Source organism: Ruminococcus sp. 1001136sp1_2201st1_G3_2201SCRN_220225, assembly GCF_040924365.1.
In the GTDB taxonomy this organism is placed as follows: Bacteria; Bacillota; Clostridia; order Lachnospirales; family Lachnospiraceae; genus Blautia_A; species Blautia_A faecis.
In genome coordinates this window covers 11,173-24,240 of the sequence record NZ_JBCOME010000030.1, presented here as the reverse complement: position 1 = coordinate 24,240, position 13,068 = coordinate 11,173, and the positions used below count along the sequence as shown (strand labels likewise).

Here is a 13,068-nt window from a genome sequence, read left to right as displayed (position 1 = left end):
GTTTCCATTTTTTTATTTGCTGTGGAAACAGATCTCTCGGCGAAGCTTTTTACAGCATGAAAAAAGACCCGATATATAACCACAGGCTATATATGGGTCATCTGCATTCTTATAAAAGGACAGACTCCATGTATAGCATAACGTTATACATGAGTCTCGCAATTTAATGCAAGCCAGATCGAAACACTGCTCTGAAATCTGCTGTTCATTCAGTGAACAGCAATCTATACAAACAGATTCATACGGTCGGTATGTTGACTTGCCACGCGTCTGTGGACACGCTTGCTACTCCCTCACAGGGAAACCTTGTTTCGTAACTTTATCAGATAATGATAAAATTGTCAATAATTTTTCTCAATAATATTGACATCCTGATGATATTAGAATAAACTAACTCCTGTAACATTAATGATAAAATTTATCATTAGCAGACGAATTTTATCAAAAATGGTTGCTGCTTAGTTTTGAACAGCAACAAAAATCTTACATATGGGAAAAGAGGACAAGTACATATGACATTAAAAGACCTTCCCATCGGGAAAACTGCCACAGTTACAGTAGTAGGAGGAGAGGGTGCCCTGCGGCAGCATTTCCTGGATATGGGAATCATTCCCATGGCGGACGTGACCATGGTAAAATATGCACCTATGGGTGACCCTGTTGAAGTCAGGATACATAGCTATGAGCTGACCCTGCGTCTTGCAGATGCTGCCCAGATTCAGATTGATAATGTAAGGGATGAAAAAGAACAGAAACGAGGCAGCCGTGTCAGGGCGATTCCTCATCCAGGTCTGGGCGAGGGCGGTAAATATCATGAAAAAGCAGATGAACATCCCCTTCCGGATAGTGAGCTTCTTACCTTTGCGCTGGCAGGAAACCAGAACTGCGGTAAAACAACCCTGTTTAATCAGTTAACCGGCTCCAGTCAGCATGTAGGCAACTTTCCGGGAGTTACTGTAGACCGCAAGGATGGTATTATCCGTGGGAAAAAGAATACTCTGGTGACAGACCTGCCGGGAATTTATTCCATGTCCCCCTATACCAGCGAGGAAATCGTAACCAGAAGCTTTATTCTGGAACAGCATCCAAAAGGAATTATCAATATTGTGGATGCAACCAATATTGAAAGAAATCTATATCTTACCATGCAGCTGATGGAACTGGATGTTCCTATGGTCCTGGCATTGAATATGATGGACGAGGTAAGGCAGAATGGCGGTTCTGTACGTGTGAACCAGATGGAAGAGGCGCTTGGAATTCCTGTAGTACCTATTTCAGCAGCGAAAAATGAGGGAATCGATGAACTGGTAGCCCATGCGATCCATGTGGCAAAATATCAGGAAAAACCAAAGCGTCTGGATTTCTGCGATGCAAACGATGATGGCGGTGCTGTTCACAGATGTCTTCATGGAATTATGCATCTCATTGAGGATCATGCTCAGCAGGCAGATATCCCGGTACGTTTTGCAGCCAGTAAGCTTGCGGAAGGGGATGAACTGATCCTGGAAAAGCTTGGGCTGGATCAGAATGAAAAAGAAACCCTGGAGCATATTGTAAAGCAGATGGAGACGGAGCGTGGGCTTGACCGGTCCGCGGCGATTGCCCATATGCGCTTTGACTTTATTGAAAAAGTCTGCGCTGAGACCGTGATTAAGCCTCATGAAAGCAAGGAGCATCTGCGCAGTCAGAAGATGGATAAAATACTTACAGGCAAATATACAGCCATTCCATGCTTCGCAGGAATTATGGCTCTGGTTTTCTGGCTGACCTTTGGTGTGATCGGAAAGGGACTTTCAGATCTTCTGGATATGGGAATTACCTGGCTGACTGCAGTGGTGGATCAGGCCATGACTGCATGGAACGTAAATAATGTGCTTCATTCTCTTGTAATTGACGGTATTTTCAATGGAGTTGGAAGTGTGCTCAGCTTTCTGCCGATTATCGTCACCCTGTTTTTCTTCCTGTCACTTCTGGAAGACAGTGGATATATGGCCAGAGTTGCTTTTGTAATGGATAAGCTGCTTCGAAAGATTGGACTTTCCGGACGAAGTATTGTCCCAATGCTTGTAGGCTTTGGATGCACAGTTCCTGGCGTTATGGCAAGCAGAACCCTGCCCTCAGAGCGTGACCGTAAGATGACGATCCTCCTTACTCCTTTTATGAGCTGTTCGGCAAAGCTTCCTATTTATGCTTTCTTTACAGCTGCCTTTTTCCCGAAATACGGTGCACTGGTAATGATAGCACTTTATTTCGGCGGAATTATTATGGGAATCCTGATGGCACTGATTTTTGGAAAAACCATGTTTAAGGGAGAAGCAGTTCCCTTTGTAATGGAGCTTCCTAATTATCGTCTTCCAGGTGCAAAAAACGTTGGCCAGCTTCTTTGGGAAAAAGCAAAGGATTTTCTTCAGAGAGCCTTTACTGTTATTTTTGTGGCAACCATTGTGATCTGGTTTTTACAGACCTTTGATCTGCATCTGAATATTGTGACAGATTCCAAAGACAGTATTCTTGCAGTACTTGCCGGATTTATTGCACCGGTATTCAAGCCTCTTGGCTTTGGGGACTGGAGATTTTCCACAGCCCTTGTAACAGGCTTTATGGCAAAGGAGAGCGTGGTTTCCACATTGTCCATATTATTTGGAAGCACAGCGGCACTGGTAGATGTGCTTTCTCCGCTGGCAGCAGTGTGCCTTCTTACCTTCTGTCTTTTATATACGCCTTGTGTAGCCGCAATCGCTTCTGTGAAACGTGAGCTTGGCGGAAAATGGGCAGCAGGAGTGGTGATCGGGCAATGTGTGCTCGCCTGGATTGCGGCATTTTTGGTAAAAATTGTTGGCTTTTTGATCGGATTTTGAGAAAAATGACTATTTTTCATTTTTGTTAAAAATAATATTGACTATTGGTCATTTTGGATTATACTATAGTACGAAAGAAATGAATTTAAGGAGATGACATCAATGGTCAAAGTAGGAAAATGGATAGCCAAGCATAAGGTCCTGGTGCTTTTGATCGGACTTTTGCTGGTAATCCCGTCTGTGATCGGAATCGCAGAGACGAGAGTAAATTATGATCTGTTAAGTTACCTGCCGGATACCCTTGAGACGGTAAAAGGTCAGGATATTCTGGTGGATGAGTTTGGTATGGGCGCCTTTTCCATGGTAATTGTGGAGAATATGGATATGAAGGATGTCCAGAAGCTGGAAGAGAAATTCAGTGAAGTAGAGCATGTAAAGGATGTTCTCTGGTATGATGATGTGGCGGATATCACTCTTCCGGTAGAGATGATTCCTGAGAAGTACAGAAAGGTATTTATAAATGGCGATGCAACCATGATGCTGGTTCTGTTTGATAATACCACATCTTCAGATACTTCCATGGAAGCTATCACAGAACTACGTAAGATTGCTAACGAGCAGTGCTTCCTCAGTGGCATGACAGGAGTTGTTACAGATATTAAGAACATTGCCATGCAGGAGCTGCCGATTTACGTTGTGATCGCAGCAGTACTCAGTCTGATCGTTCTGGAGCTGACAAGCGGATCCTTTGTTGTTCCGTTTTTGTTCCTGCTCAGTATCGGACTTGCTATCCTTTACAACCTGGGAAGCAATATTATTCTGGGCGAGACCTCTTATATTACACAGGCACTTACCGCAGTGCTTCAGCTTGGTGTTACCATGGATTATTCCATTTTCCTTCTGAACAGCTACGAGGAAAATAAGAAGCGGTTTCCTGGAGAAAAGGACCGTGCCATGGGGCATGCCATTGCCAATACTTTTAAGTCTGTAGCTGGAAGCTCTGTTACCACAGTAGCCGGCTTCGTTGCACTTTGTGTTATGACCTTTGCTCTTGGACGTGACCTTGGTATTGTTATGGCAAAGGGCGTTATTATTGGTGTTATCTGCTGTGTAACCATTCTTCCGGCACTGGTTTTGTTTTTTGACAAGCCCATTGAGAAGACACAGCATAAGCTGCTTTTTGCCAGAATGGATAAACCGTCTGCATTTATTACGAAGCATTATAAGCTTTGGACTGTGATTTTTCTGGTGCTTCTGCTTCCGGCTATTTATGGAAACAATCATACAAAGATTTACTATAATATTGCAGAATCTCTTCCATCCACTTTGGATTGCAACATTGCCAATGATGAGCTGGAGAAAACTTTCGCAGTAGGCAATATCCATATGATCATGATGGATAAGAATATGGACTCCAAGCAGAAACAGCAGATGTTAAATGATATCGATAAGGTTGATGGTGTGAAGTGGAGTCTGGGTATGAATTCCCTGGTCGGACCTACCGTTCCGGAGTCTATGGTTCCGGGTGATCTCAAGAAGATTTTCAAAGGAGATCAGTATGAGCTTGCATTTGTATGCTCTGAATATGGTTCTGCTACAGATGAGGTAAATGCCCAGCTTGCATCCATCAATGAGATCGTAAAGAAATATGATCCTACGGCGATGGTAATCGGTGAGGCACCGCTTATGAAGGATCTTCAGGATACCACAGATGCCGATCTGGTTCGTGTAAATGTAATTTCCATCGGCGCCATTTTCCTGATCATTATGATTATCTTTAAATCAATTTCCCTTCCGATCATTCTGGTTGCGGTTATTGAGTTTGCGATTTTTGTCAATATGGCCATTCCGTACTATCAGGGAATCAGCCTTCCGTTCGTTGCAAGTATTGTTATTGGTGCCATCCAGCTGGGTGCAACCGTTGACTATGCGATCCTGATGACTACCCGTTATCAGAGAGAGAGACAGCACGGTAAGAATAAGATGGAAGCCATCAGCATTGCCCATAAGACCAGCATGCCGTCCATTATCAGCAGTGGTCTCAGCTTCTTCGCAGCAACCTTCGGTGTTTCCTGCTATTCACAGGTTGAGATGATCGGTTCTATCTGTACACTGCTTGCCCGTGGTGCAATCATCAGTATGGTAGTTGTACTGTTTATCTTACCAGCTATGTTTATGATCTTCGATAAACTGATCTGTGTTACATCGATTGGTTTCCTTGGAGATAAAAAGGCAGCCAAAGCGAAATAAAACATAATCAGACGGTCTGGGAGCGTTGCTTTCGCGCAGAACAGCCGGCTTTGGAAGAAATCCGTTACGGTTCGCTCCGTGACCAGTAACACGCGTCGCGATGCATAGAAATCCTGCTTCAGCAAAATGAGGCAGGATTTTTTTGTTGAATAAAGGAGAAGAAAACGTTATAATTGTGTTGCATTTTAGAGCCTGTTTGAAAATAGATTCCCGCAAATTGTGACGCACATTTTGCAGAATGCCTTTTTCAAATACGTTTTAGGAAATGGAGTGATTTGTACATGACACTAGAAGAAATCCTTGCCCAGGTGCAAATGGGAGGACTTTCTCCGGAAGCAGCAGGGAAGCTGATTCGACAGGATGGTTACAAGGAAATGGATTATGCCAAGCTGGATACGGGGAGAAAAGCCCGTACTGGTTTCGCAGAGGTGATTTACTGCTGCAATAAGGCAGATGCCCATTTGCTGAAAATATTTGAACGTTTATATATGGAAGAGGGAGAAGTACTTGGAACAAGGGCTTCCCAGGCACAGTATGAGCTGGTGAAGGAGAAGTTTCCAGAAGTTCAGTATGACCCTGTTTCCAGAATCCTGAAAATAGAGAAGCCAGATAAGGTTCATGAGGGAAAGGTGGCTGTCTGTACCGCAGGCACTGCAGATATTCCGGTGGCCGAGGAAGCAGCACAGACTGCAGAATATTTTGGAACCTACGTGGAACGAATTTACGATGTTGGTGTAAGTGGAATGCACAGGCTGTTTTCCAGGCTGGAGATCATTCAGGACGCGAATTGTGTTGTGGCTGTGGCTGGCATGGAGGGTGCTCTTGCCAGTGTTATGGGCGGTCTTGTAAGCCGACCGGTGATCGCGGTGCCTACGTCTGTGGGATATGGAGCGAATTTCCATGGATTATCAGCACTTCTGACCATGATCAATTCCTGTGCCAATGGAATTGCCACAGTGAATATTGACAATGGATATGGAGCCGGATATCTGGCAACGCAGATGAACCGGCTGGCGCTTGGTAAGTAAGAGACACAAATTGGAAAGCAATTTGATAAATTTGTAACGAGGAGAATTATGGGAAAATCATTATATCTGGAGTGTTATTCCGGAATCAGTGGTGATATGACAGTGGCAGCACTGCTGGATCTGGGAGCAGATCAGAAGGTGCTGGAGGATGTACTTGAAAGTATTCCGGTGCAGGGATTTGAGATAAAAGTAAGCAGGGTGACGAAATCCGGGATTGATGCCTGTGATTTCGATGTAATCCTGGATGCAGAGATAGACGGACATGACCATGATATGGAGTATCTGCATGGACATGATCATAGTCATACGCATGGGGCAGAAGAACATAATCACAGTCATACGCATGGGGCAGAAGAACATAATCACAGTCATACGCATGGGGCAGAAGAACATAATCACAGTCATACGCATATGGCAGAAGAACATAATCACCAGTATGAGCATAGCCATGAGGCAACTGCAAAGAATGTGGCAGCACATGGACATGATCATGGAGATGAGATAGCAGCACATACTCACGAGCACCATCGTCATCACAAACATCGCAGTATGAACGAAATCTGTCAGATACTTGCTGACACAAAGATGACTGACGGCGCCAGAGGTATTGCTCTTAAAATTTTTCAGATTCTGGCAAAGGCAGAAGCAAAAGCCCACAATGTTCCGGTGGAAGAGGTGCATTTCCACGAAGTTGGAGCTGTGGATTCCATTGTAGATATTTTGTCCGTGGCAGTCTGCCTGGACAATCTTGGAATTACAGAGGTCATTGTACCTGTATTATGTGAAGGAATGGGTACGGTCCGCTGCCAGCATGGCATTTTACCAGTTCCGGTTCCAGCGGTAACCCATATTGTACAGCAGTGTGACCTGGATCTGCGGATCACTCCGGTACAGGGTGAACTGGTAACTCCTACAGGTGCGGCAATTGTGGCAGCAGTCCGTACTTCCTGCAAATTACCAGAGACCTTTGCAATTGAGAAAACAGGTATCGGAGCCGGCAAGAGGACTTATGAGTGTCCGGGAATCCTGCGTGCAATGCTGATTCACCCGGAAGAATCCCATAAACCGGAAAAAGCGGTGGGAATTCCGGCAGGAAATGAAAGTGCGGCAAATGAAACTGCTGAAATTTTCAATCGGGAAGCTGCTGCCAAAATTCAGACCGGTGTTACGGAAAGCGCGGATTGTGCAGATTACATCTACAAGCTGGAAACAAACATCGATGACTGCAGCGGTGAAGTACTAGGCTTTGTCATGGAGAAGCTTTTTGAGGCCGGTGCAAGGGATGTGCATTATACTCCTGTATATATGAAGAAAAACCGTCCTGCATGGCTTCTTACCGTAATCTGTAAGGAAGAAGATGTCCCGGGAATGGAAGCTTTGATTTTTGCAGAAACTACCAGTATTGGTATCCGCAGGGTCAGGATGGAGCGCACGATTTTGCCCCGGAGAAAGCGGAAAGTAATGATTCCCTTCGGTGAGGTGGAAGTGAAAATCTGCGGTTCAGAAGGAGCAGAGAAATGCTATCCGGAGTATGAAAGCCTGGCGGAAATCTGCAGAAAGACTGGAATTTCTTATGCAGAAGCCTACCAGATGGCAGTAGATGCAAGTAAGAATCTGGAATGATTGATGTTATTGGTCACGGAGTAACACAGTAACTGATTGATCGCTTCCAGGTTAAATCGCAATATTGCAACCTGGGAAAGAGTATGTTACAATACAGTTTGGCTTTTTTCCAAAAAGAAGTTTATATACGAATGCTTTGGATAAAACAGAAAGCCAAATTTTTCAAAATATAATGGAGTGAATATGAAGAAATATTTAGATAATCTCAGACAGTATCAGTTCCTGTTAAGTGAGCTGGTCAAAAAAGGAATCAAGCTGAAATATCGTCGTTCCTACCTTGGTATTTTGTGGTCCATGCTAGAACCACTGCTTTCCATGGTGGTACTGACAATTGTCTTCGGAACCCTGTATGGAAACACGGACAAAACATTCCCTGTATACATTCTTTCCGGACGTCTTCTGTACAGCTTTTATTCCTCTGCAACCAAAGCTGCGCTGAAATCCATCCGATCCAATGCAGCAATGATCAAGAAAGTGTATGTACCGAAATATCTGTATCCACTTTCAACTGTAATTTATAATTATATTATTTTTCTGATCTCCCTGGTTGTGCTTGCCATTGTAGGCGTGATCCTGGGTGTGAAACCGACTATTTATCTGCTTCAGGCACCGGTTGCCTTGATCATCATTCTGATCCTTTCCTACGGAAGTGGAATGTTCCTTGCAACTATCGGTGTATTTTTCAGAGATATTGAGTACCTCTGGTCTGTTGCCCTGATGCTGATCATGTATACATGTGCCATCTTCTATTATCCAAGCAAGCTGCTGAAGAGTGGCTGGGCATGGATCCTGAAGTTCAATCCTCTGTACTGTACCATTCAGATTTTCCGATCTGCAATCTTCGGAGAGCCTATGTATGCGCCATATGTAATTTATGCAGCTGCATTCAGCGTAGTGATCACCATCATCGGACTTGTATGCTTCAAGAAAAAACAGGATAATTTTATTCTGTACATCTAGAACCTGTTTGAAAAATCATTCCCTGCAGAAAGTATTTTTCAAACACGCTCTAAACTACCATTTACAGGAACATGTTAAGGAGAAAATATGAGCAAGACAGCCATTGAAGTCGATAACGTAAGCATGAAGTTCAACCTGAGCCGTGAGAAGGTTGACAGCTTAAAAGATTATATATTTAAAACCATTAAGAGAGAAATCCAGTACAATGAATTCTGGGCTTTGAAGAATGTAAGCTTCAGCGTGGAAAAGGGAGAACGTGTAGGTATCCTTGGTCTTAACGGAGCTGGAAAAAGTACTCTTCTTAAGGTGATTTCCGGTGTATTCAAGCCTACAGAGGGTCATGTGGACAAACATGGGAAAATGGTTCCCCTTCTGGAACTTGGCGCTGGTTTTGACCCGCAGTATACAGGAAAAGAGAATATTTACCTGTATGGTGCCATGCTTGGATATACCAAGAAATTTATTGACAGCAAATATGATGAGATTGTAGAATTCTCTGAACTTCAGAAATTCATGGATGTTCCGGTGAAAAATTATTCCTCCGGTATGAAATCCAGACTTGGCTTTTCCATTGCCACAGTAGTAGAACCGAAGATCCTGATCCTGGACGAGGTCCTTTCCGTAGGTGACGCCAAGTTCCGTAAAAAAAGTGAAAAGAAGATCATGAGTATGTTTGACTCAGGTGTTACCGTCCTTTTTGTATCCCATTCTCTGGAACAGGTACAGCGCCTTTGCAATAAGGCCATGATTCTGGAAAAAGGCAAGCTGATCGCATACGGCGACATTGATCCGATCTCTGAGCAATACAGTAAAATGATAGGTGGCTGATTATGAAAAAGGAATTAACCCGGGAAGTTTCCAGATATGACAAGCTGATAAAGCGTTTAGAAGGTGAAAAATGAAAATCCTGCAGGTAGGGCTGGGAAATAATCCTGGCGGTATGGAAGCATTTGTAATGAATTATTTCAGGGAACTGGCCAGACAGGGAGTATCCTTTGATTTTGTATCCATGTATGGAACGATTGCTTATGAGAAAGAAATCCAGGAGCTTGGTGGACGGGTTTTTTATGTTCCCAATATAAAAAAAGATTACTTTGGCTATATAAAGGCCTTTCGGAAGCTCCTTTCCCAGGAAAAGTACGATGTCGTGCATGTGAATATGCTTTCAGCAGCCAATATCGTACCACTTCGCCTGGCGAAGCAGGCTGGAGTGAGAAAGGTGATCGCACATTCCCATAACGCTTCAGCACCGGGAATTGTGCGTAAGCTGATGGATGGCATGAATCGTCCCAGAATAAAGCATTATGTGAATGAGAAGTTTGCCTGTTCCGAAAAAGCAGGCAGATGGCTGTTCGGAGATAAGGCTTTTGAACGGGGAGAAGTAACTTTGGTTGCAAACGCAATTGAGACAGATAAATATGGCTTTTCAGAGTCAAACAGGCGGAAAATCAGAGAGAAGCTGGGGATTTCCGGGGATGCCCTGGTAGTAGGGCATGTAGGCAGGTTTCAGGTTCAGAAGAATCATGAGGCCATTCTCCGTATTTTCCATGAAATCCAACGAAAAGAGCCAGCTGCAAGGCTTTGCCTTATAGGTGACGGCGAATTAAAGGAACAGATCCAGGAGCAGGCTAAGAAGGCGGGTGTCCTGGATAAAATCATATTTACGGGAGTATGTCAGGACGTGGAGCGGTACTTAAGCGCCATGGATGTTTTCCTGTTTCCTTCTTTATTTGAGGGACTTCCCTTTACTCTTCTGGAAGCTCAGGCCAATGGCCTGCCCTGTGTGATTTCAGACCAGATCACAGGAGAAGCAGTACTCTCCCGGGAAAATGTGACAATGATTTCTCTGGCAGAAAGCCCGGAGAAATGGGCCAAAGCTGTGTTTAAGATGAAGGAAGCCGGGAGAATCGAAAGAGAAGAAGCGGCCAGAAGGCTGGCAGAAGCAGGATTTGACATCCATAAGGAAGGGCAGAAGCTGATGCTTCTGTATGGCAGATAAGCTGACTGAGAAAGCTATAGAGCGTGTTTGAAAAAGGCTTTCTGCAAGATGTGCGTCACATTTCTAGACCGCAACCATTTAAAGAGCAGGAGAATAGGAATGGAAAAAATAGATTTTGTGCTCACCTGGGTGGACGGCAGTGACCCTGACTGGCTTGCACAGCGCAGGGAATATCAGCCTGGCAGGGGAACTGACGCCGGGGAGAGCAGATACCGCGACTGGGATAATCTCCAGTACTGGTTCCGCGGTGTGGAGAAATTTGCTCCCTGGGTAAATAAAATATATTTTGTCACATGGGGACATGTTCCAAAGTGGCTGAATACAGCGCATGAGAAGATTCAGATTGTAAAGCATGAGGATTTTATGGTGCCTGCTTATCTTCCTACCTTTAATATTAATTCCATAGAACTGAATCTTCACCGAATAAAAGGATTGTCAGAGCATTTCGTCTTTTTTAATGATGATATGTTTCTAATTGATTCCGTGAAACCGGAAGATTTTTTCAAAAACGGACTTCCCTGTGACTGCTGTATTGAGACCGCCCTTGTGCAGGACAATATCCGCAATCCTTTTGCCAATATTCTTATGAATGATGCAGCTCTTGTCAATATGCATTATAATAAAAAAGAAGTGATCAAAAAGCAGGCAAAAAAATGGTTCAGTCCGGCTTATGGAGCAATGCTCTTTCGCAATGTGCTGATGCTGCCTTATCGTGAATTTTCCAGTTTTAAATATTCACATCTTCCAAGTCCTTTTTTGAAAGCAACCTATTGGAAAGTATGGGACGAAGAGGGCGCTGTTCTGGATGAGGTTTGTAAGAATCGTTTCCGCACAGTATTCGATGTGAACCAGTACGTGATGAAATACTGGCAGTACATGGAGGGAAAATTCATGCCCCAGTCACCGAAGCTTGGAAGATTTTATACCATAGGAAAACATGATCAGCAGATTCACGATACCATTCGCAGACAGGCGTGTAAGATGATCTGCCTTAATGATGATGTGAATGTGGGTGATTTTGAGAAGCAGAAGAAAGAAATTCAGAGAAGCTTTGAAGTGATTTTTCCAGAGAAATCGTCTTTTGAGATGTAATTGCAAATAGCTTTTTTCAAAAGCACTCTGGTGTATCGTAATTTTATCAGGCAAATTATAGAAACGAGGCTAAGAGATGACAAAGGATTCCCTTAAAAGAAAAATAAAAGAAGAGGGGCTGGCTGGAAGTGTTCTTTATTATCTGGGCCGTTTTTTTTCAAAGGCGGAGCTTGCCCTGGTGGGAAAATGGTTCGGGAATCACGGGAAGCTCCGTCAGAACTGCATTGTGCTGAAAAACCGTACCATGCAGGACATGACAGACAATCCCAGGGCCTTTTATGAATATCTGATTCAGAATAAAATAAATGAGAACTATCAGATTATCTGGATGGTTTCCGATAAGAAAAAATGTGAGAAACTGAAATGCAAGAATGTTAAATTTGTAACAGCAGAGAATAAATATGGCTGGTCCAGCCCCCTTGCTTATTATTATGGCGCTGTTGCAGGATTTTTTTTCTATACAAACAATACAGCTTACCTGAATTTTTACCATTGTAAAGGACAGACCACAGTGAATATGTGGCATGGCTGCGGCTATAAGGATGCAGCCAAAGACAACAAGCCGCCTGCAGGAAAAAGCATGATGCATTTTGACCATGCCATGGTGCCGGGACCTGTGTTTGTGGAAACAAAATCCCGTTACTGGAACTGTGAGAAAGAGAAGATTCTTGCCCTTGGCTACCCAAGATATGACTGGATGCTCCATCCGTCTGTCAGCCGTGGAGAGGCGCTGGAGAAGCTTTTTTCCCATAAGGATATGAAAACCGTGATCTGGATGCCTACTTTCCGAAAAAGTGAGGTGCTGATCAGCGCAGAGAATGAAATTGAACTTCCCTTTCAGCTTCCAGCATTGGAGAGCGAGGCAGAGCTGAAAGCCTTGGATGTTCATTTAAGGGAATGCAAAATATTTCTGATCATCAAAAAACATCCTCTTCAGTCTGGCTGGTCCCTGGATGAAGGTGCGTATACCAATATCCGTTATGTGACAGAAGAAATGCTTCAGAAATCGGGCATTCAGCTGTATGAGCTGGTGGGACTTATGGATGGACTGATTTCGGATTATTCCTCCATTGCAGTAGACTATATGCTTCTTGACCGGCCTCTGGGATATGTGCTCACAGACCTGGAAAGCTATCGAAATACAAGAGGATTTGTATTTGAAAATCCGGAAGCATATATGCCAGGTGAGAAGATTTTTGATTTAGAGGATCTGAAGGACTATTTTTCCCATATTGCAGTGGGAGAGGATCCTTTTAAAGAAGAGAGAAGAAGATTATTGCCTGCAATGCACACTATGCCAAAGAAGTCAGGTTACTGC

Annotated in this window: 9 protein-coding genes and 1 pseudogene; 9 read left to right on the top strand and 1 reads right to left on the bottom strand. The window is 43.8% G+C overall.

Features of this window, described 5'->3' with window-relative positions; genetic code table 11:
- Positions 1 to 512: 512 nt before the first annotated feature.
- The 7 genes from feoB (at position 513) to AB5642_RS10930 (ending at position 10,658) form a co-directional block, all read left to right on the top strand.
- A complete protein-coding gene (feoB, locus tag AB5642_RS10960) occupies positions 513 to 2,858 on the top strand; it encodes a ferrous iron transport protein B (protein ID WP_368371610.1) in 2,346 nt (781 codons plus the stop codon).
- Between the two features lie 102 nt (positions 2,859 to 2,960).
- Complete coding sequence (locus AB5642_RS10955; protein WP_368371609.1) at positions 2,961 to 5,048, top strand: RND family transporter; 2,088 nt, start codon at positions 2,961 to 2,963, stop codon at positions 5,046 to 5,048.
- 281 nt (positions 5,049 to 5,329) lie between these two features.
- On the top strand, positions 5,330 to 6,076 hold the full coding sequence (gene larB / locus AB5642_RS10950; RefSeq protein WP_195380250.1) for a nickel pincer cofactor biosynthesis protein LarB: 747 nt from the start codon (positions 5,330 to 5,332) through the stop codon (positions 6,074 to 6,076).
- Positions 6,077 to 6,124: 48 nt separating this feature from the next.
- The gene (larC, locus tag AB5642_RS10945) at positions 6,125 to 7,699 is read left to right on the top strand and encodes a nickel pincer cofactor biosynthesis protein LarC (RefSeq protein ID WP_368371608.1); all 1,575 of its coding nucleotides are present in this window, start codon (positions 6,125 to 6,127) and stop codon (positions 7,697 to 7,699) included.
- A 183-nt stretch (positions 7,700 to 7,882) separates the two neighbouring features.
- Positions 7,883 to 8,659, top strand: a complete 777-nt coding sequence (locus AB5642_RS10940) for an ABC transporter permease (protein WP_118579579.1) — start codon at positions 7,883 to 7,885, stop codon at positions 8,657 to 8,659.
- An 87-nt stretch (positions 8,660 to 8,746) separates the two neighbouring features.
- On the top strand, positions 8,747 to 9,487 hold the full coding sequence (locus AB5642_RS10935; protein WP_368371607.1) for an ABC transporter ATP-binding protein: 741 nt from the start codon (positions 8,747 to 8,749) through the stop codon (positions 9,485 to 9,487).
- Positions 9,488 to 9,557: 70 nt separating this feature from the next.
- On the top strand, positions 9,558 to 10,658 hold the full coding sequence (locus tag AB5642_RS10930) for a glycosyltransferase family 1 protein (protein ID WP_173719426.1): 1,101 nt from the start codon (positions 9,558 to 9,560) through the stop codon (positions 10,656 to 10,658).
- A gap of 6 nt (positions 10,659 to 10,664) precedes the next feature.
- On the opposite strand, the pseudogene AB5642_RS10925 reads toward AB5642_RS10930, so the two are convergent.
- Positions 10,665 to 10,721, bottom strand: a pseudogene (locus AB5642_RS10925) (DUF6783 domain-containing protein); the annotation flags it as partial.
- A gap of 36 nt (positions 10,722 to 10,757) precedes the next feature.
- On the opposite strand from AB5642_RS10925, the gene AB5642_RS10920 reads away from it, so the two are divergent.
- Together AB5642_RS10920 and AB5642_RS10915 are read left to right on the top strand one after the other, a co-directional pair.
- A complete protein-coding gene (locus tag AB5642_RS10920; RefSeq protein ID WP_173719425.1) occupies positions 10,758 to 11,750 on the top strand; it encodes a Stealth CR1 domain-containing protein in 993 nt (330 codons plus the stop codon).
- Between the two features lie 76 nt (positions 11,751 to 11,826).
- On the top strand, positions 11,827 to 13,068 hold a 1,242-nt coding region (locus tag AB5642_RS10915), incomplete at its 3' end, for a CDP-glycerol glycerophosphotransferase family protein (protein WP_368371606.1).